Genomic DNA, 18,764 nt, shown 5'->3' on the forward strand with positions numbered 1-18,764 from the left:
CGGATCGAGACCGGATCGAGTCCGGCCGACCCTAGGTTCGGCGCATGCGTCGCGCGCTCGCCGTCCTCGCCCTGGCCCTGCTTCCCCTCCTCTCCGGGTGCGGCGGGGAGGAGGAGGACGACGGCGGCCTCGCGCCGGACGGCGACGCGAGCGGCAGCCCGTCCGCGACCACGCCGGACGGCGTGGGCGTCACCGACCTCGACGAGGCGCCGGTCGGGGTGGCCGGGGTCGACGGCGGGTGGTGGGCGGCACTGCCCGACGCGGGCGCCGTGCGCACCGCCGACGGCGCCTCGGTGGCCGTCGGCTCGCTCCCGCTGCGGTTGGTGACCACTCCGCAGGGGGTCTGGGTCAGCGTGATCGGGGACGGCCGGCTCGTGCGCATCGACCCCGCGACCGGCGAGGTCGACCGGCAGGTGCGGCTCCGGCCGCGCGACAGCGAGCCCGAGGGCCTGGCCTACGACGGACGGACCCTGTGGGTCGTCGACCAGGCCGGCGACCGGGTGCTGCCGGTCGACCCGGCCACCGGCGACGTCGGAGCAGCGGTCCGCGTCGGCCACGAGCCGCGGCTGGTCGCGGCCGGGCCGTCGGGGGTGTTCGTCGGCAACTACACCGAGGGGTCGGTGACACGGGTGGTCGACGGCCGGGGCACCACGCGCAACGCCGGCTCGTGCCTGTCGCCGCAGGGGCTGGCCGAGGCCGCGGGCGTGGTGTGGGTGGCCTGCACCGTCGACGGGCAGGTGGTGGGCCTCGACGCGGAGAGCCTGCAGCCGGTCGTCGAGCTGCCCGACCTGCCGTACGCCGACGCGGTCGTCGCCGACCGCGACACCGTCTACGTCGTGGGCCAGGAGGGACCGACGGTGTGGACGATCGACGCGCGCACGCAGGAGGTCACCGGCGAGCTGGTGCTCGACGCCGCCCCCTCCACCCGGGAGAACGTCGGTGCCGCCCTGGTGGGGAGCACCCTCGTGGTGACGCACCCCGAGGTGCGGCGGGCCTACGAGGTGCCGGTGTCCGCACTGGGTCGCTGAGCACCCGGCGGGTGAGCCTCACGGACGGGGAGGCCGGCCGCGGCGAGCGCGGCCTTGACCTCGCCGATCCGCAGGGTGCCGAAGTGGAAGACCGACGCGGCCAGCACGGCGTCCGCACCCGCCTCGACCGCCGGGGCGAAGTGCTCGAGGCGCCCGGCGCCGCCGGAGGCGATCACGGGGACGGTGACCTCCCGGCGTACGGCCTCGATGAGGGGCAGGTCGAAGCCGTCGCGGGTGCCGTCGGCGTCCATCGCGTTGAGCAGGATCTCCCCCGCGCCGAGCTCGCAGGCGCGGGCCGCCCACTCCAGCGCGTCGAGCCCGCTCGACCTCCGACCGCCGTGCGTGGTCACCTCGAAGCCGCTCGGGGTGGCCGGCGAGCGCCGGGCGTCGACCGAGAGCACCAGCACCTGGCTGCCGAAGCGGTCGGCGATCTCGGCGACCAGCTCGGGACGGTGGAGGGCCGCGGTGTTCACCGCGACCTTGTCGGCGCCGGCGCGCAGCAGGCGGTCGACGTCGTCGGTCGACGAGACCCCGCCGCCCACCGTCAGCGGGATGAAGACCTCCTCGGCACAGCGGGAGACGACCTCCATCGTGGTCGCGCGACCCTCGTGCGAGGCGGAGATGTCGAGGAAGGTCAGCTCGTCGGCGCCCTCGGCGTCGTAGGTGCGGGCGAGCTCGACGGGGTCGCCGGCGTCGCGCAGCTCCTGGAAGTTGACGCCCTTGACCACCCGCCCCGCGTCGACGTCGAGGCAGGGGATGACGCGGACGGCGAGCGTCATGCCTCCCCCCGGGTCAGGGCGAGGGCGTCCTCGAGGGTGAACCGTCCCTCGTAGAGGGCGGTGCCGGCGATCGCACCCTCGACCCCCAGCGGCACGAGGTCCATCAGCGCGCGGATGTCGTCGAGCGTGGTCACCCCGCCCGAGGCGACGACCGGGCGGTCGGTGGCAGCGCACACGTCGCGCAAGAGCTGGAGGTTGGGGCCGGCGAGCATGCCGTCCTTGTTCACGTCGGTGACGACGTAGCGGGCGCAGCCCTCGGCGTCGAGCCGGGCCAGCACCTCGTAGAGGTCGCCCCCGTCGCGGGTCCAGCCGCGGGCGGCCAGCGTGCGGCCGCGGACGTCGAGGCCGATGGCGACCCGGTCGCCGTGCTCGGCGATCACCTTCGCGCACCACTCCGGGTGCTCGAGCGCCGCGGTCCCGATGTTGACCCGGCGGCAGCCGGTCGCGAGCGCCGCCTCCAGCGACTCGTCGTCGCGGATGCCGCCGCTCATCTCGACCTGGAGGTCGAGGGCGGCCACGATCTCGGCCTGCAGCTCGCGGTTGCTGCCGCGGCCGAAGGCGGCGTCGAGGTCGACGAGGTGCAGCCACTCGGCCCCGGCGTCCTGCCACCGGCGCGCGGCGGCCAGCGGGTCGCCGTACACGCGCTCGGAGCCGGCCACGCCCTGGGCGAGCTGGACGGCCCGGCCCTCGGTGATGTCGACGGCGGGCAGGAGCTGGAGGTGGGTCACGGGAGGTCCTTCCCTCAGGAGCGGCGGAACAGCATCAGGTGGACGACGGGGGCCACGAGCACCGAGACCAGGAGTGCCATCGCCCGGGCGGCCCAGCCCGGCACGAACACCCAGACCAGCACGTTGACGCCCACGAGCAGCGCGAGGGTGAGGACGACCTGCTGCCGGTTCCGCCGCGCGAGGATGCCGGTCTGGCGCGAGGCCGGCTTGGACGGCCGGGGCACCCACCCGGTCAGCGCCGCGCGCCGCCGGGCGCGACGCTGCCGACGCTCGTCCACGCGGGCGCGCGCCGCCTGCTTGATCGCCTGCTCGCGCTCACGCTCGGCGCGCCGGCGAGCCCGTTCCTTGCTCATCGGCGGGTCACCACGACCGCATCCAGTTCTCGAGCAGGACGGCGCCGGCGTCCCCGGACTTCTCGGGGTGGAACTGGGTCGCCCACAGCGGACCGTTCTCGACCGCCGCGACGAACCGGTCGCCACCGTGCTCGGCCCAGGTGACCAGCGGGGCCCGGGTGCGGTCGTTGGTCACCAGCTCCCAGCGGCGCGCGGCGTAGGAGTGCACGAAGTAGAAGCGCTCGCCCTCCACGCCGGCGAAGGCCGCCGTGCCGTCGGGGGCCTCGACGGTGTTCCAGCCCATGTGCGGCACGACGTCGGCCTGCAGCCGCTCGACGGTGCCGGGCCACTCGCCGCAGCCCTCGGTGGTCACCCCGTGCTCGACGCCGTGCTCGAACAGCACCTGCATGCCCACGCAGATCCCGAGCACCGGTCGCCCGCCGGCCAGGAACCGCCCGATCATCTCCGGACCGTGCGCCTGGTGCAGCCCGCGCATGCAGGCCGCGAACGCCCCGACGCCGGGGACGACGAGCGCGTCGGCGGCCCGCACCCGGGTGCGGTCGGCCGTCACCACGACGTCGGTGCCGTCGGGGGCGACCCGCTCGAGGGCGCGGTGCACCGAGCGGAGGTTCCCCGAGCCGTAGTCGAGGACGACGACCGTGCGCGCGGTCAGAGCGTGCCCTTGGTCGAGGGGACGCCGCTCTCGCGCGGGTCGAGCGCCACCGCGTCGCGCAGCGCCCGCGCGAAGGCCTTGAACTGCGCCTCGACGAGGTGGTGGGGGTCGCGGCCCGCCAGCACCCGGACGTGCAGCGCGACCTGCGCGCGGAAGGCGAGCGTCTCGAAGACGTGACGCGTCAGCGAGCCGGAGAACCCGGGCCCGCTGTCGCCGCCGATCACGACGTAGGCCTGCGCGTCGGGCTCGCCGGTGTGCACGCAGTAGGGGCGGCCGGAGACGTCGACGACGGCCTGCACGAGCGCCTCGTCGAGCGGCACGGTGGCGTCACCGAAGCGGCGGATGCCGACCTTGTCGCCGAGCGCCTCGCGCAGCGCCTCGCCGAGCACGATCGCGGTGTCCTCGACGGTGTGGTGGGCGTCGATGTGGGTGTCGCCCTCGGTGCGCACGGTCAGGTCGAGCAGGGCGTGCCGGGCCAGCGAGGAGAGCATGTGGTCGTAGAAGCCGACGCCGGTCGAGACGTCGTGGCGACCGGACCCGTCGAGGTCGACCTCGACGAGCACCTTCGACTCGCTGGTCTGGCGCTCGAGGCGCGCGGTCCTGCTCATCCCTGGCTCCTTGTCACTGGGGTCACTGGGGTCACCCGGGCCACCCGGGCCAACACCTCGGTCAGGGCCGTCCGGAAGGCCATCATCTCGTCAGGGGTGCCGATCGACACCCGCAGCCACCCCTCGGGACCCGTCTCGCGCACCAGCACCCCGCGGTCGAGGAGCCCCTGCCAGACGGCGTGCCGGTCGGCGAACGTCCCGAACAGCACGAAGTTCGCGTCGCTCTCGGCAGCGGACAGGCCCTGCCCGCGCAGCCAGGCCTCGCAGGCGTCGCGCTCCTCGCGCAGGCGGTCGACCTGGCCGAGCAGCTCGGGGGCGTGCCGCAGCGCCGCCAGCGCGACCGCCTGGGTGACCGCCGAGAGGTGGTAGGGCAGCCGGACGACGCGGATCGCGTCGCAGACGGCCGGGTCCGCCGCCAGGTAGCCGAGCCGGGCCCCGGCGAGGGCGAAGGCCTTGCTCATGGTTCGCGTGACGACGAGGTTGCGGTGCCGCGGCAGCAGCTCCAGCGCACTGGGGGTGCCGGCGCGCCGGAACTCGCCGTACGCCTCGTCGACGACGACGATCCCGCCGTCCCCCACCGCCTCGCACAGCACCGTGACCGCCGCGGGCGGGAGTGCGGTGCCGGTGGGGTTGTTGGGCGAGGGCAGCAGCACCACGCTCGGCCGCACCTCCTCCACCAGCGCGCGGGCGCGGTCGAGGTCGAGGCCGAAGTCGTCCTCGCGGGCGCCGACGACCCAGTCGGTGACGGTGTCGCGGGCGTACTCGGGGTACATCGAGTAGGTCGGCGCGAAGCTCAGCGCGGTGCGGCCCGGGCCGCCGAAGGCCTGGAGCAGCTGGAGCATGACCTCGTTCGAGCCGTTGGCCGCCCACACCTGCTCGGGGCGCACCCCGTGGCCGAGGTAGCCGGCCAGCGCCTCGCGCAGCGCGACCAGCTCGCGGTCGGGGTAGCGGTTGAGCCCCGAAGCCGCCTGCGCCACGGCGGACGCGATCTCGGCGACGACGGCGGGTGAGGGCGGGTAGGGGTTCTCGTTGACGTTGAGCTGCACCGGGGCGACGTCGAGGGAGAGCTGCGGGGCGCCGTAGGGCTCGAGGCCGCGCAGCTCCTCCCGCAGGGGAGGGAAGTCCACGGCCGCTCAGCCCTCGACGAGCCGCGCGCGGACGGCGGCCGCGTGACCGGGCAGGTCCTCCGCCTCGGCGAGCGCGACCACGTGGTCGGCCACCTCGAGCAGCGCGGGGCGGTCGTACTCGACGACGTGCACCGACTTGAGGAACGCCCGCACCGACAGCCCCGAGGAGTGGCAGGCGCAGCCCGCCGTCGGGAGCACGTGGTTGGAGCCGGCGCAGTAGTCACCCAGCGAGACCGGGGCGAAGGACCCGACGAAGATCGCGCCCGCGTTGCGGACCCGGGCGGCCAGCGCGGCAGCGTCGGCGGTCTGGATCTCGAGGTGCTCGGCGGCGTAGGCGTCGACCACGGCGAGCCCCTGCTCGAGGTCGTCGACGAGGACGACCGCGGACTGGCGCCCGGCCAGGGCGGTGCGCACGCGCTCGACGTGACGGGTGACCGAGACCTGCTTGTCGAGCTCGGCCTCGACCTCGCTGGCGAGGCGCTCCGACGGCGTGACCAGCACCGCCGCGGCGAGCGGGTCGTGCTCGGCCTGGCTGAGCAGGTCGGACGCGACGTACGCCGGGTCGGCGGTGTCGTCGGCGAGGATCGCGATCTCGGTGGGACCGGCCTCGGAGTCGATGCCGACCACGCCGCGCAGCACGCGCTTGGCGGCGACGGTCCAGATCGACCCCGGCCCGGTGACCAGGTCGACCGGACGGCAGGGCCCCGCGCCGTAGGCGAACATGGCGATCGCCTGGGCGCCGCCGACGGCGTACACCTCCTCGATGCCGAGGAGCGCGCACGCCGCGAGGATGGTCGGGTGCGGCAGGCCGCCGAACTCGGACTGGGGCGTCGAGGTGAGCGCGATCGAGCGGACGCCGGCGACCTGGGCGGGGACGACGTTCATCACCACGCTGGAGACCAGCGGCGCGAGGCCGCCGGGGACGTAGAGACCGACCCGGCCGACCGCCACCTTGCGGTGGGTCACGCGGGCACCCGGCCCGAGGTCGGTGACGACGTCGCGCTCGAGCTCGGCCTCGCAGGTGGTGCGCAGGCGGCGGATCGACTCCTCGAGCCCGGCGCGGACGGCGGGGTCGAGCTCGGCCAGCGCCGTCGCGAGCGCCTCCGGCGGGACGGTGATCTCGGCCTGCTCCACACCGTCGAAGCGCGCCGAGAACTCGCGCACGGCCTCGGCGCCGCGCTCGCGGACCGCCTCGCAGATCGGGCGGACCACCTGCGTGGCAGCCTCGACGTCGAAGTCGGCCCGGGGCAGCGCGGCGCGGTAGTCGTCATGCTGCTGACCTGCTCCGGTCCCTGCGGTGCGCAGGTCGATCCGGCGGATCGCGGTGCTCGAGGTCATGGGAGCGATTCTACGGAAGGCGTCCCGGCCCGCCCGACCGCGGCGCCTGCGGTGGAACGACCGGGCTGGGGGCTAGGGTCGGAGGCGTGACCCCGGGCACCCAGGCACAGCTCCCGATGTTCCCGCTCAACACGGTGCTCTTCCCCGGCGTGAGCGTGCCGCTGCGCGTCTTCGAGGACCGCTACCGCGCGCTGGTGCACCACCTGCTGCGCGTCGCCGACCCCGCGGAGCGGGTGTTCGGCTCGGTCGGGATCCGCGAGGGCTACGAGGTGGGCGACCACGGCGCGCAGTCGCTGTTCCGGGTCGGCTGCCGGATGCAGCTCACCGAGGTCGAGTCGCACCCCGACGGCACCTTCGACGTGGTCGCCGTGGGGCTCGACCGGATCGAGCTCGAGCGGCTCGACACCTCCGGGCTCTTCCCCGTCGGGCACGTGGTGGTCCGGTCGGGGACGACGGGCGACGCGCCGGCAGAGGTCGTGGAAGCGGCCCGCGCGACGTTCGCGGCGTACCGGGTGGCGCTGACGGAGATCCGCGAGGACCCCTTCCCCGACGCGCTCCCCCGCGACGCCGGCTACCTGTCGTGGACCCTGGCCGCGGTCGCCCCGCTGCCGCTGCACGAGCGGCAGGCGCTGCTCGAGGCCGAGGACACCGCCGTACGCCTCGGCATGGTCACCGAGCTGCTGCGCGCGGAGCTGCGGGCGATGAACGTCATCCCCTCGCTGCCGGCGACCCAGGTCGCCCGCACGCGCTGGTCCCCCAACTAGGGCCTGCGGTGGCGAGGAAGGCGGCCGGGGGCACCCCGGCCACGGTCGCGCTCACGGCAGCCGGGGTGGCGTTCGAGCTGCGCCCCTACGACCACGACCCGCGCGCCGAGTCCTACGGCCTGGAGGCGGCCGAGGCGCTCGGCGTCGCGCCCGAGCGGGTGTTCAAGACCCTGGTCGCCGCCGTCGACGGCGAGCTCACCGTGGCGGTGGTCCCGGTGTCGGGCCTGCTCGACCTCAAGGCGCTCGCCCGGGCACTGGGCGGCAGCCGGGCGACGATGGCCGACCCGGCCGCGGCGCAGCGCGCGACGGGCTACGTGGTGGGCGGCATCTCCCCCGTCGGCCAGCGCAGGCGCCTCCCGACGGTGGTCGACGCGACCGCGCTGGAGCACCCGACGGTGCTGGTCTCGGCCGGTCGGCGTGGGCTCGACCTCGAGATCGCCCCGGCCGACCTGGTGGCCGTGACCGGGGCGATCACCGGGCCGATCAGTCGTCGGTCGTGAGCCGCAGCACCGCGTGCGCGGCGCCGTCGGTGCCCCACAGCGACATGCCGAAGCCCTGCAGGACCGCGACGTCGTCGACCGACCCGGGGTCACCGTCGTCGACCATGTCCTCGACCCAGCCATTGCCCGCGTCGAAGTTGACGAAGAGCACGGCGCTCGCCTGGTCCGCCTCGCGGACCGCGTTGCGGAAGACGTCGGAGTCGCCGAGGCCGCCGTTGCCGAGCACCTCGCTGTTGTAGTCCGACGAGAGCCCGACGACGGTGACGTCCCCGTCGGACTCGCTCGGGATCAGCGCCTCGCCGTCCGGCGGGGGGATCTGGCTGCGCAGCTTGTCGAGGACCGACTCGACGCCCTCCGGGTCGCCCTGGATCTTCGCGGCCACCGGGATCGAGCTCGTGTCCCCGACGCTGAGAAGCTCGTCGGGGTCGAAGTCGGAGTCCACGGACAGGGCGAACGAGTCACCGACCAGGGTCTCGACGTCGTCGGGCAGGTCGAGGCCGGTGCCGGCCCCCGCCTCGGCGAGCAGCTCGTCGGCGTCGCCGCCGACCATCGAGGCCACCTGGTCGACGACGTCCCGGACCCAGCCGTCCTCGAACCCGGCCCCCACGGCGATCGCCGTGCTGTCGGGGAGCGTCTGCGCCATGTCGGCACCGCGGTCGGAGGAGTAGAGGCTCTCGACGGTGAGGCCGGGGTCACCGGCCATCTCCATCTCCAGCGCGCCGTCGGAGAACCGGACCGTCATCGCGAGCCCCTGGAAGTCGCGCAGCGCCCGGTCGGCCTCGGAGCCCAGGTCGGTCGCCTCCGGCGGGACGAGCCCGGTCATGCCCTGCAGGCCGTCGGCCATGAACGCACCCGCCGCGGGCGCGACGTACGCGCTGGCGATGCCGGCGTCGCCGACCTCGTCCATCCACTCCTGGTAGGTCTCGTCGTCGGCGAGCGTGCCGTCGTCGGTCGCGTCGACCACCTGCTGGGCGGTCTTCTCGTCCTCCGCGATGATGGCCCACCCGTCGCTGATCACCCAGCCGCCCGACGCCGGGTCGGACACCACGCCCCCGGAGCCGCAGTCGCGCAGCCGCTGCAGGCCCTCGTCGGCGGCGTCCTCGTCGGTCACCTGCAGCACCCCGACCGGCACGGGGGTGCCGCCACCCGTGTCGACGGCGGCCATGGCGAACCGGTCGCCGAGCCAGGGCTCGACGTCGTCGGCGTAGCTGATGTCGGGGCACTCGTCCTCGGCGCCGAGCTCGTCCCAGATCGCCTTGCGGACGTCGTCGTCGGTGTCGAGACCGACGTCCTCGCGGAACGAGGGGAACTTCCGGAGCATCCGGACCGCCTCGATCTTCTGCGACCCGGACGGGTCGAGGTCGATGCTGGCGTAGCCGACCGTCGTGGCCGGGAGCACCTCGGCCGCCTGCGGACCGCTGGAGAAGAACGACGTGAGCGCCCAGGCGGCGCCACCGCCGGCGACGAGCGCGGCGGCGACGACCCCGCCGACCAGGAGGCGGCGACCGCCCCGGCCGGACGAGGTCTCGGACGGCGGCAGCGGCGCGCCGCCGCCCACCTCGAGGTACTCGGGACCGCCGGACGGCGGCAGGGTGCTGGACACGTGGAACCCCCCAGGAATGCGTGTCGGTGCGGGAGCGTCGCGGGTCGCGACGGCTCGGGAAGGATACCGGCGCGGACGCCCGTCCGGGCGCGGGTTGACGGGGTTGGTGGAGAACCGTTGCGGTCAGCCGGGACGGCGGTGGCCGACGCCGAGCAGGGTCACCGCGAGGCCGGCCAGGGCACCGGCCGGGAACGCGACCCACGGGCTGCGCCCCACGACCTCGAGCCTGCCCGGGATCCGGGTGAAGTCCTCGGCCGCCCTGGCCACCGCCAGCGGGTCGGAGGGGCCGAGCGCGACCCCGACCTCCTTCATTACCCAGGCGCCGAGGACGGATCCGACCACGACCGCCCCGAGCGTGAAGAGCTCGTCGTGGTCGAAGAGCAGCCCGGCGGCCACCCCCACGAGCAGGCCGGCCGCCGACCCGATCACGACGTACCAGCCGGTGCCGGAGAAGTCGTCGGTCAGGGCGGCCGTGTCGAGGGTCCAGTCACCCTGGTAGGACACGCCCACCGGCGGGGTCCAGACCCACTGCCACACCACGCCGGCCAGGGCCCCCACCACGGCGCAGAGGAGCAGGACGACCACGACCTGGCGCAGGACCGAGGTCACCCGCTGAGGCATCCAGGCCCCAGGAGCGCCTTGAGGTCGGCGAAGAGCGCCGGGCTCGGGGTCACCCGCAGCCGGTCGTCGAGCCGCATCAGGGTCGTCGCGTTGCGGGTGAGCAACCGGAGCTGGACCTCGGTCAGGCCCGGGTGGGTGCCGAGCACGTCGCGCAGCTGCGAGACCACGGGTCCGGTGCAGCGGGTCGACGGCAGGCTGATCACGACCGGCCCGGAGGGACCGTCGGACAGGTCGGGGACGGTCACCTCCTGCCCGTGCAGCTCGGGCTGGTCCTTGCTGCGCGACAGCCGGCCCTTGACCGTGATGATGGCGTCCTCGGTGAGGTAGGTGCTCGCCAGCTGGTAGGTGCTCGGGAAGAGCAGCACGTCGATCGCGCCGTCGAGGTCCTCCAGCGTCACGATCGCCCAGGCGTCGCCGCGCTTGGTGATCTTGCGCTGCACGGAGGTGACCAGACCGCTCACGGTCAGCACCGTGCCGTCCGCCCGGTCCTCGTCGAGGACGAGCTGGCCGATCGAGCAGTCCGTGCCGTTGGAGAGCACGTGCTCGAGGCCGAGCAGCGGGTGGTCGGAGACGTAGAGGCCGAGCATGTCGCGCTCGTGGCCCAGGAGCGTCATCTTGTCCCACTCGTCGATGTCGGGGACGGTGACGGCGATCCCGAAGCCCGAGCCGCCGGCGTCGTCGAGCCCGCCGAAGAGGGAGTCCTGGCCGATGGCCTCGTTGCGCTTGATGTCGACGTACTGGTCGACCGCGGTCTCGTGGATCGCGACCAGCGCCCGGCGGTGGTGCTTCATCTCGTCGAAGGCCCCGGCCTTGATCAGCGACTCGATCATGCGCTTGTTGCACACGAGCGCCGGGACCTTCTCCATGAAGTCGTTGAAGTCGGCGAACCGCCCCTTCTCCTCCCGGGCGGCGACGATCGCGGAGACGACGTTGTGGCCGACGTTGCGGATCGCGGTGAGGCCGAACCGGATGTCGTTGCCGACCGGCGTGAAGGTCGCCTGGGACTCGTTGACGTCCGGCGGCAGCACCTGGATCTTCATCCGGCGGCACTCGTTGAGGTAGATCGCCATCTTGTCCTTGTCGTCCTTGACGGACGTCAGGAGGGCGGCCATGTACTCGGCGGGGTAGTTGGCCTTGAGGTAGGCGGTCCAGTATGTGATCACGCCGTACGCCGCGGAGTGGGACTTGTTGAAGGCGTAGTCGGAGAACGGGAGCAGGATCTCCCAGAGCTTGTCGATCGCGACCTGCGGGAAGCCCCGCTCGAGCATGCCGGCCTGGAACCCGGCGTACTGCTTGTCGAGCTCCTCCTTCTTCTTCTTCCCCATGGCGCGCCGCAGGTTGTCCGCCGCGCCGAGCGTGAAGCCCGCGAGCGCCTGGGCGATCGCCATCACCTGCTCCTGGTAGACGATCAGGCCGTAGGTCTCCCCCAGCACCGGCTCGAGCGCATCGGCCAGCGCCGGGTGGATCGGCTCGATCGGCTCGCGGCCGTTCTTGCGGCGGGCGTACTTGTTGTGGGAGTCCGCGCCCATCGGGCCCGGGCGGTAGAGCGCGCTGACCGCGGTGATGTCGGCGAACTGGTCGGGCTGCAGCGAGCGGAGGAGCGCGCGCATGCCGCTGCCGTCGAGCTGGAACACCCCCAGCGTGTCGCCGCGGCCCATCAGCTCGTAGGTCGCCCGGTCGTCGAACGGCAGCTCCTCCAGCACCACCCGCTCACCGCGGTTGGCCTCGATGTTGACCAGCGCGTCCTCGAGGGTGTGGAGGTTGCTCAGGCCGAGGAAGTCCATCTTGACCAACCCGAGCGACTCGCACATCGGGTAGTCGAACTGCGTGATGATCGCGCCGTCCTGCGGGCGCGCCATGATCGGCACGATGTCGATCAGCGGCTCGCTCGACATGATCACGCCGGCCGCGTGCACGCCCCAGTTGCGGATCTGGCCCTCGAGGCCGACGGCCGTCTGGTAGATCGTGCGGACGTCGGGGTCGGAGTCGTGGAGCGCGCGGAACTCGCCGCCCTCGCCGTAGCGCTTGTGGGCGGGGTCGAAGATGTCCTTGAGCGGCACGCCCTTGCCCATGACGTCGGGCGGCAGCGCCTTGGTGATGCGGTCGGAGATCGCGAAGCCGTGGTCGAGCACCCGCGCGGCGTCCTTGATCGCGGCCTTGGACTTGAGGCGCCCGAAGGTGGCGATCTGGGCGACCCGGTCGGCGCCGTACTTCTCGGTGACGTACTTGATGACCTCGCCGCGGCGGTGGTCGTCGAAGTCGATGTCGAAGTCGGGCATCGAGGGGCGCTCGGGGTTGAGGAACCGCTCGAAGAAGAGCCCGTGCTCGAGCGGGCACAGGTCGGTGATGCTCAGCGCGTACGCCGCGATCGAGCCGGCACCGGAGCCGCGGCCGGGGCCGACCCGGATGCCGTTGCGCTTGGACCACTGGATGAAGTCGGCGACCACGAGGTAGTAGCCGCAGTAGCCCTTCTGGGAGATGACCGCGAGCTCCATCTCGACGCGGTCCTTGACCTGCTGGGTCAGCCGCTCACCGGGGTAGCGGGCCTCGATGCCCCGCCACACCTCCGTGCGGAACCAGCTCTCCTCGGTCTCGCCGGCGGGGATGTCGGCGCGGGCCATGTAGCCGCCCGTCGACTCGACGAACTCGACCTCGCAGCGCTCGGCGATCGCCAGGGTGTTGTCGCAGGCCGCGCCGAGGTCGTGGCGGGACCAGAGGTCGCGCATCTCGGCGGCGGACTTGATGTAGTAGCCGCCACCGTCGAACTTGAGCCGGTTGGTGTCGGAGAGCCGCTTGCCCGAGGCGACGCAGATCAGCGCGTCGTGGGCGTCGGCGTCCTCGGGGTTGTTGTAGTGGGAGTCGTTGGTCGCCAGGGGCGGGATGCCGAGCTCGCGACCCAGGCGGAGCAGGTCGTCGCGCACCCGCTTCTCGATCGCGATGCCGTGGTCCATCAGCTCGAGGAAGACGTTGTCGCGGCCGAACATGTCCTGCAGCTCGCCGGCCTCCCGGATCGCCTCGTCCCACTGCCCGAGGCGCAGCCGGGTCTGGATGGCGCCGCTGGGGCAGCCGGTGCTGACGATGATGCCCCTGCAGTGCTCCTGGAGGATCTCCTTGTCCATCCGGGGCTTGTAGAAGTAGCCCTCCAGGCTGGAGCGGGACGAGAGCTTGAACAGGTTGTGCATGCCCTCGGTGGTCTCGGCCCACATCGTCATGTGGGTGTAGGCGCCGCCGCCCGCGACGTCGTTGCCGCCCTCCTCGGCGATGTCGCCCTTGCCCCACCGGACCCGCTTGCGCTCGCCTCGCGGGGTGTCGGGGGTGATGTAGGCCTCGATGCCGATGATCGGCTTCACCCCGTGCTTGCGGGCCTTGGAGTAGAAGTCGAAGGCCCCGTGCAGGTTGCCGTGGTCGGTCATCGCGATCGCCGGCATCCCGAGCTCGGTCACCCGGGTGAAGAGCCCGTCCAGCAGCGAGGCCCCGTCGAGCATCGAGTACTCGGTGTGCACGTGGAGGTGGACGAAGTCGTCGGCCGGGCTCGTCATGGCAGGTGGTCGGGCTCCTCGCGGGTCGTTCTGGCAGCAGCGCGCTGCGATGTCGTGCGGGCACGGCTCAGCAAGCCTGGCGCGGGGTGCCGGGCGACCTTGCTGGGGGAAGGACGCCAGCCTACGCGAGCCGTCGGGACGATGGTGGCAGGACGCACCGACAGTGGCGGGGGTCAGCCGCCGGGCCCGTCACCGGCCGCGTCGAGGCTCTCGGAGATGATCGTGTGGAGGATCCGCGCGAGCCGCTGGCGGCCCAGCGCGGGAGCCCGGGCCGCCATCGCCGCGGCGATCTCCTGCTCACGCTCGGGGTCGCGCCCCGGCGACGCCTTGTACGGCTGGATCGCGCGCGTCAGCGCCGCGCGGCGCGCCAGCAGGTCGGCGAGCTGGGCGTCGACGTCGTCGACCAGGGTGCGGAAGAAGGCCAGCGGGTCCGCGCCCGGCCAGGCCATGCGCAGGTCCGGGCTGCGCTCCTCGTTCGCCGCGCCGTCGGTGTGCTCGAGCTCGACCAGGCCGTGCCTGCGGTAGAAGGCGCGCGCCGGCGCGTTCATCTCGAAGACCCACAGGCAGAAGCCGTCGGCATGGCGGTGCTTGACCAGGTCGAGGAGCGCGCTGCCGACGCCGCTGCGGGCGTGGCCCGGCACGACGTACAGGTCGTCGAGCCAGCCGGGGGTGAGGCGGGCGTACCCGACCACACCGTCGCCGGTCTCCGCCACCCAGACCTCGTCGCCGCCCTCGATCCGACCGCGGAGCCACTGCCGGACGTCGTCGTCGGGGTGCACCCCCGTCGGCATCGCGGCCTCCCGGCGGGCCGCCAGGTGGACGTCGGCCACCGCCTCGCTGTCCTCGACGCCACCGCGGCGCAGCGTGAGCTCCGCCATCAGTGAGCCTCGCGGATGACCTCGAGCGCGTGGGCGAGGTCCTCGGGGTAGTCCGACACGTACTCGACGTACTCGGCCGAGTCGGGGTGCTCGAACCCGAGCCGGACCGCGTGCAGCCACTGCCGCTCGAGACCGACGCGGCGGGCCAGGCTCGGGTCACCGCCGTAGGTCAGGTCACCGACGCACGGGTGCTTCAGCGCCGCCATGTGGACGCGGATCTGGTGCGTCCTCCCGGTCTCCAGCGAGATCTCCAGCAGGCTCGCGAACCGGTGCGCCTCGAGCGTGGTGTAGTGCGTGACGCTGTGCCGCCCGTCCGCCATCACCGCGAACTTGTAGTCGGCCCGGGGGTGCCGGCCGATGGGGGCGTCGATCGTCCCTTCGAGCGGGTCGGGGTGCCCCTGGACGAGCGCGTGGTAGGTCTTGTCGACGTCGCGTTGCCGGAAGGCGTTCTTCAGCAGCGAGTAGGCGCGCTCCGACTTGCAGATCACCATCACACCGGAGGTCCCGACGTCGAGCCTCTGCACGATCCCCTGGCGCTCCGAGGCGCCACTGGTGGCGATCTTGAAGCCCGCCCCCGCGAGGTGGCCGACGACGGTCGGTCCCGACCAGCCGGGTGACGGGTGGACCGCGACGCCGACCGGCTTGTCGATGACCACGATCGAGTCGTCGTCGTGGATGATCCGGATGCCCTCGACCACCTCGGGCACGACGGTCAGCGGATCGGGCTCGACCGGGATGTCGACGTCGATGAGCGTCCCGGGCAGGACCCGGTCGCTCTTCCCGACGCTCCCCCCGTCCACGCGCACGTGGCCCTGGCCGATCAGCTCGGCGGCCCGGGTCCGCGAGAGGCCGAACATCTTCGCCATCGCGGCGTCGACCCGTTCCCCGGCGAGGCCGTCGGGCACCGGGAGCACCCGGTGGTCTGCGGCAGGGCTCACGCCGCCTGCTCCCGGCCGTGCCGGCGACCGTCGATGCCGATGCCGCGGAACGCCTGCAGGACGATCAGGCCCGCGGCGACGTTGATGCAGATGTCCGCGATGTTGAACACCGGCCAGTTCGGGACCATGAGGAAGTCGATGACGTGCCCGCGCAGCGGCGCCGGGGACCGGAACAGGCGGTCGGTCAGGTTGCCCGCCACGCCGGCCAGGAGGAGGCCCAGCGCCCAGGCCCAGGTCGTGCTGCCCAGACGTCGCGCGAACCAGAGCACCGCGACCACGGCCGCCACCGCGACGAGGCTGATCACCAGCGTGAGCTCGGTCCCCGTGGAGAAGGCGGCGCCCGCGTTGCGCGTGAGGTGCAGGACGAACCAGGAGCCGACGAGCTCGACGTCGCGCTCCCTCAGGTGCTCGACGGCAAGGATCTTGGTCGCCACGTCGAGGAGGTAGGCCGCGAGGGCCACGACCACGAAGGTCGCCCGGATCCGGGTACGGGAACCCGCGTCGTCGGACTCGGTCTCGGCGTCGGTCAGCGACGCTCCTCGCGCTGCTTGCATGTCATGCACAGTGTGGCACGGGGGAAAGCCATCACCCGCATCTTGCCGATGGGGTTGCCGCACGACTCGCAGATGCCGTACGTGCCGTCCTCGATGCGTGCCAGGGCGCGGTCGATCTGGGCCAGCTTCTCGCGCTCGTTGTTCAGCACGGTGAGCTCGTGGTCGCGCTCGAAGCTGGTGGCGCCCATGTCGGCCTGGTCGTGCCCCGCGCCGTCACCGGCGTCGCGCATCAGCCCGGCGAGCTCCTCCTCCTGCTCGTGGAGGTTGCGGTGCACGCGTTCGCGAGCCTCGTGGAGCTCGTCGAGGACCTCCTTGAGCTCGGCCTTCGTCCAGGCGCCTTCGCCGGCCTTGACCTGGAGTCCGCTGGCCTTGGCAGCGGTGGCGGCGGCGGTCTTCTTTGCCGGAGCCGACTTCGTCACAGAGAGAGCCTTCTTCGTCGGTGTGGTGGTCTTCGTTGCTGGTGGGGCGGTCTTCTTCGCCGGCGCGGTCTTCTTGGCCGGCGCGGTCTTCTTGGCCGGCGCGGTCTTCTTGGCCGGCGCGGTCTTCTTCGCCGGCGCGGTCTTCTTGGCCGGCGCGGTCTTCTTGGCCGGCGCGGTCTTCTTGGCCGGCGCGGTCTTCTTGGCCGGCGCGGTCTTCTTCGCCGGCGCGGTCTTCTTCGCCGGCGCGGTCTTCTTCGCCGGCGCGGTCTTCTTCGCCGGCGCGGTCTTCTTCGCCGGAGCCGCCTTCTTCGCCGGAGCCGCCTTCTTCGCCGGGGCCGACTTTCGTGCTGGTGCAGACGTCTTGGCGGTCGTCGTCGCCTTCGTCGCCGACCCGGTGGCCGTGGACCCGCGCCGCGGAATCACCTTGCGAGCCGCCGACGCAGCCGAGCTGGCCAGCGACTTCCTCGTGGAGCGTGCCATGATCCTGGGGCCTCCCTCGGGCCTGGCGCTCTCCGGCGGGAGCCGCAGAGCGTGGCAGGGAGGGTACCCGGGCCCGCCTGCGTCTCAAAGCGCAACACCCCGCAAACGCCGGCGCGGCCGACCCGAGGGTCGGCCGCGCCGGTGACAGCGAGGTGACGCGGGGAGCTGAAGCGGTCTCAGCTCTCGTCGTCGCCGAGGATCGAGCGCAGCCGCTTCGGCGCACTCTGGGTGCTCGGCGGGCTGGTCTCGACACCCGTCTCCAGCAGCTGCAGCTGCTGGCTGAAGTAGCTCTTCAGGCGCGAGCGGTACTCGCGCTCGAACGAGCGCAGGTTCTCGACCTCGGAGTTGAGCTTGTCGCGCTCCTTCTCGAGGTCACCGAACATCTGCTGGCGACGCTCGGCGGTCTCGGAGTCGAGCATCTGCGCACGGGCGCGAGCCTCGGCCTCGAGCCGGTCGGCCTTGCCCTTGGACTCGGCGTCGAGCCGCTCGGCCTTGGTGCGGGCTTCGCCGACGATCCGGTCGGCCTCGTTCTTCGCGTCCTCCACGAGCTCGTCCGCGTTGCGGGTCGCGATCTCCAGGAGGCGAGCCGCGGCGTTGGAGGCGTCCGGGACGGTCTCCACGCGGATGGTCTCGACCGGGGCCGGCTGGGCCGGGGCCTCCGGCTTCGGCGGCTCGGGAGCCTTGACCTCGGGCTTCGGCTCGGGCGTCGGCGCCGGCGTCGCGACGGCGGCGCCCCCACCCGACTGTGCGGCCTGCAGCTTGGAGCGCAGGTCGTCGTTCTCCTGGGTGAGACGCGCGAGCTCGGCCTCCACCTCGTCGAGGAACTGGTCGACCTCCCCCATGTCGTAGCCCTCCCGGAGCCGCACGGGAGTAAAGCGCTTGTTGCTCACGTCCTCAGGCGTCAGCGGCATGACCTCACCCATTCGTTTCTCGGCGTCACTTGTCTGTCGGTCGAACAATAGCGCCTGCTCAGGCAGGCAGTCAGGTCAGGGATCACAGGTTGAAGACCGCCCCCGTCACACTGAGCAGCACGTAGGCCAGGAGCAGGACGATCAGGAAGCTGAGGTCCAGTGCGAAGTTGCCGAGCCGCAGCGGCGGGATCACTCGCCGCAGCGCCTTGATCGGCGGGTCGGTGATCGAGTAGACGACCTCCAGCAGCACCAGGATCACGCCGTGCGGCGTCCACGACCGGGCGAACACCTGCACCCAGTCCACGATGAAGCGCACCCACAGGAGCGCGATGAAGAACCAGAGCAGGCCATGGATGACCTGACCCACGATGTACAACGACGAGACCTCAGCTCTGGTTGAAGAACCCGCCCTCGGCGATGCGCTGCTTGTCCTCGGCGGCGACCGAGACGTTGGGCGGCGAGAGCAGGAACACCTTGTTGGTGACGCGCTCGATGGTGCCACGCGTGGCAAAGACGAGCCCCGCGGCGAAGTCCACCAGGCGCTTGGCGTCGTTGTCGTCCATCTCGGACAGGTTCATGATCACCGGCGTGCCGTCGCGGAAATTCTCGCCGACGGTGCGGGCCTCGTTGTAGGTCCGTGGGTGCATCGTGGTGATCCGCGACAGCTCGGCGACCGTGCCGACGGGGGCAGCCACGACCGGGCGGCGACGCTCGGCGAGGTCGGCCACGGGGGCGGGTCGCTGCTGCTCACGCACGCGCGGTGCGCGCACCGGAGCGGGCTCCTCGGCGGCGAAGCCGTCGGGGCCGTCGTAGGCGTCGTCGTAGTCGTCGTAGCGGGTGTCCTCGAGGAGTCCGAGGTACTCACCGATCTTGCGCATCGCGCCGCTCATGACTTCGTCCTCCGGAACTTCTGCACCCCGCGCCGGGGCACTCGCTGTGGTCGT

General features: G+C 72.7%; 20 protein-coding genes. 3 read left to right on the forward strand and 17 right to left on the reverse strand.

Annotated elements, in window-relative coordinates:
* Positions 1 to 44: 44 nt before the first annotated feature.
* The gene (locus ACFPGP_RS19620; protein WP_378592670.1) at positions 45 to 1,028 is read left to right on the forward strand and encodes a Vgb family protein; all 984 of its coding nucleotides are present in this window, start codon (positions 45 to 47) and stop codon (positions 1,026 to 1,028) included.
* Here the strand turns inward: ACFPGP_RS19620 and hisF are convergent.
* The 7 genes from hisF to hisD are packed head-to-tail and all read right to left on the reverse strand — an operon-like array spanning position 995 to position 6,613.
* Complete coding sequence (gene hisF / locus ACFPGP_RS19625) at positions 995 to 1,807, reverse strand: imidazole glycerol phosphate synthase subunit HisF (protein WP_378592671.1); 813 nt, start codon at positions 1,805 to 1,807, stop codon at positions 995 to 997. The genes ACFPGP_RS19620 and hisF overlap by 34 nt on opposite strands.
* The gene (gene priA, locus ACFPGP_RS19630) at positions 1,804 to 2,535 is read right to left on the reverse strand and encodes a bifunctional 1-(5-phosphoribosyl)-5-((5-phosphoribosylamino)methylideneamino)imidazole-4-carboxamide isomerase/phosphoribosylanthranilate isomerase PriA (protein WP_378592672.1); all 732 of its coding nucleotides are present in this window, start codon (positions 2,533 to 2,535) and stop codon (positions 1,804 to 1,806) included. Before priA ends, hisF begins: the two co-directional genes overlap by 4 nt.
* A gap of 14 nt (positions 2,536 to 2,549) precedes the next feature.
* Positions 2,550 to 2,888, reverse strand: coding sequence for a hypothetical protein (locus ACFPGP_RS19635; protein WP_378592673.1), 339 nt, complete (start codon positions 2,886 to 2,888; stop codon positions 2,550 to 2,552).
* A gap of 7 nt (positions 2,889 to 2,895) precedes the next feature.
* Positions 2,896 to 3,540 carry an imidazole glycerol phosphate synthase subunit HisH gene (gene hisH / locus ACFPGP_RS19640; protein WP_378593561.1) on the reverse strand — a complete coding sequence of 215 codons (645 nt, stop codon included), beginning with the start codon at positions 3,538 to 3,540 and terminating at the stop codon, positions 2,896 to 2,898.
* Positions 3,537 to 4,148, reverse strand: a complete 612-nt coding sequence (gene hisB, locus ACFPGP_RS19645) for an imidazoleglycerol-phosphate dehydratase HisB (protein ID WP_378592674.1) — start codon at positions 4,146 to 4,148, stop codon at positions 3,537 to 3,539. Before hisB ends, hisH begins: the two co-directional genes overlap by 4 nt.
* Positions 4,145 to 5,275 (reverse strand): histidinol-phosphate transaminase, encoded by a 1,131-nt coding sequence (locus ACFPGP_RS19650; RefSeq protein ID WP_378592675.1) that lies wholly within the window; start codon positions 5,273 to 5,275, stop codon positions 4,145 to 4,147. The genes hisB and ACFPGP_RS19650 overlap by 4 nt, the downstream gene beginning before the upstream one ends.
* A gap of 6 nt (positions 5,276 to 5,281) precedes the next feature.
* Positions 5,282 to 6,613, reverse strand: coding sequence for a histidinol dehydrogenase (hisD, locus tag ACFPGP_RS19655; protein ID WP_378592676.1), 1,332 nt, complete (start codon positions 6,611 to 6,613; stop codon positions 5,282 to 5,284).
* An 86-nt stretch (positions 6,614 to 6,699) separates the two neighbouring features.
* Here hisD and ACFPGP_RS19660 point away from each other — a divergent pair, with 86 nt between their 5' ends.
* Positions 6,700 to 7,377 (forward strand): LON peptidase substrate-binding domain-containing protein, encoded by a 678-nt coding sequence (locus tag ACFPGP_RS19660; protein ID WP_378592677.1) that lies wholly within the window; start codon positions 6,700 to 6,702, stop codon positions 7,375 to 7,377.
* Between the two features lie 8 nt (positions 7,378 to 7,385).
* Positions 7,386 to 7,877 (forward strand): Cys-tRNA(Pro) deacylase, encoded by a 492-nt coding sequence (gene ybaK, locus ACFPGP_RS19665; RefSeq protein ID WP_378592679.1) that lies wholly within the window; start codon positions 7,386 to 7,388, stop codon positions 7,875 to 7,877.
* On the opposite strand, the gene ACFPGP_RS19670 is transcribed toward ybaK, so the two are convergent.
* The 10 genes from ACFPGP_RS19670 to ACFPGP_RS19715 form a co-directional block, all read right to left on the reverse strand.
* Positions 7,861 to 9,480, reverse strand: a complete 1,620-nt coding sequence (locus tag ACFPGP_RS19670; protein WP_378592681.1) for a DUF3352 domain-containing protein — start codon at positions 9,478 to 9,480, stop codon at positions 7,861 to 7,863. The genes ybaK and ACFPGP_RS19670 overlap by 17 nt on opposite strands.
* Positions 9,481 to 9,603: 123 nt before the next feature.
* Positions 9,604 to 10,101 (reverse strand): hypothetical protein, encoded by a 498-nt coding sequence (locus ACFPGP_RS19675; RefSeq protein ID WP_378592682.1) that lies wholly within the window; start codon positions 10,099 to 10,101, stop codon positions 9,604 to 9,606.
* Positions 10,086 to 13,640: a DNA polymerase III subunit alpha gene (gene dnaE / locus ACFPGP_RS19680; protein WP_378592684.1), complete on the reverse strand. Its 3,555-nt coding sequence runs from the start codon at positions 13,638 to 13,640 to the stop codon at positions 10,086 to 10,088. Before dnaE ends, ACFPGP_RS19675 begins: the two co-directional genes overlap by 16 nt.
* 173 nt (positions 13,641 to 13,813) lie before the next feature.
* Positions 13,814 to 14,518 carry a GNAT family N-acetyltransferase gene (locus ACFPGP_RS19685; RefSeq protein WP_378592685.1) on the reverse strand — a complete coding sequence of 235 codons (705 nt, stop codon included), beginning with the start codon at positions 14,516 to 14,518 and terminating at the stop codon, positions 13,814 to 13,816.
* Complete coding sequence (locus ACFPGP_RS19690; protein ID WP_378592686.1) at positions 14,518 to 15,456, reverse strand: RluA family pseudouridine synthase; 939 nt, start codon at positions 15,454 to 15,456, stop codon at positions 14,518 to 14,520. Before ACFPGP_RS19690 ends, ACFPGP_RS19685 begins: the two co-directional genes overlap by 1 nt.
* Complete coding sequence (gene lspA / locus ACFPGP_RS19695; RefSeq protein WP_378592688.1) at positions 15,453 to 16,010, reverse strand: signal peptidase II; 558 nt, start codon at positions 16,008 to 16,010, stop codon at positions 15,453 to 15,455. The genes ACFPGP_RS19690 and lspA overlap by 4 nt, the downstream gene beginning before the upstream one ends.
* Complete coding sequence (locus tag ACFPGP_RS19700; RefSeq protein WP_378592690.1) at positions 15,983 to 16,909, reverse strand: TraR/DksA family transcriptional regulator; 927 nt, start codon at positions 16,907 to 16,909, stop codon at positions 15,983 to 15,985. The genes lspA and ACFPGP_RS19700 overlap by 28 nt, the downstream gene beginning before the upstream one ends.
* Before the next feature lie 176 nt (positions 16,910 to 17,085).
* Positions 17,086 to 17,820: a DivIVA domain-containing protein gene (locus tag ACFPGP_RS19705; RefSeq protein WP_378592692.1), complete on the reverse strand. Its 735-nt coding sequence runs from the start codon at positions 17,818 to 17,820 to the stop codon at positions 17,086 to 17,088.
* Positions 17,821 to 17,902: 82 nt separating this feature from the next.
* Positions 17,903 to 18,187, reverse strand: coding sequence for a YggT family protein (locus ACFPGP_RS19710; RefSeq protein ID WP_378593563.1), 285 nt, complete (start codon positions 18,185 to 18,187; stop codon positions 17,903 to 17,905).
* Between the two features lie 19 nt (positions 18,188 to 18,206).
* On the reverse strand, positions 18,207 to 18,710 hold the full coding sequence (locus tag ACFPGP_RS19715; RefSeq protein WP_378592694.1) for a cell division protein SepF: 504 nt from the start codon (positions 18,708 to 18,710) through the stop codon (positions 18,207 to 18,209).
* Between the last annotated feature and the right edge of the window lie 54 nt (positions 18,711 to 18,764).

This window comes from Nocardioides taihuensis (assembly GCF_042657275.1).
Lineage (GTDB): Bacteria > Actinomycetota > Actinomycetes > Propionibacteriales > Nocardioidaceae > Nocardioides > Nocardioides taihuensis.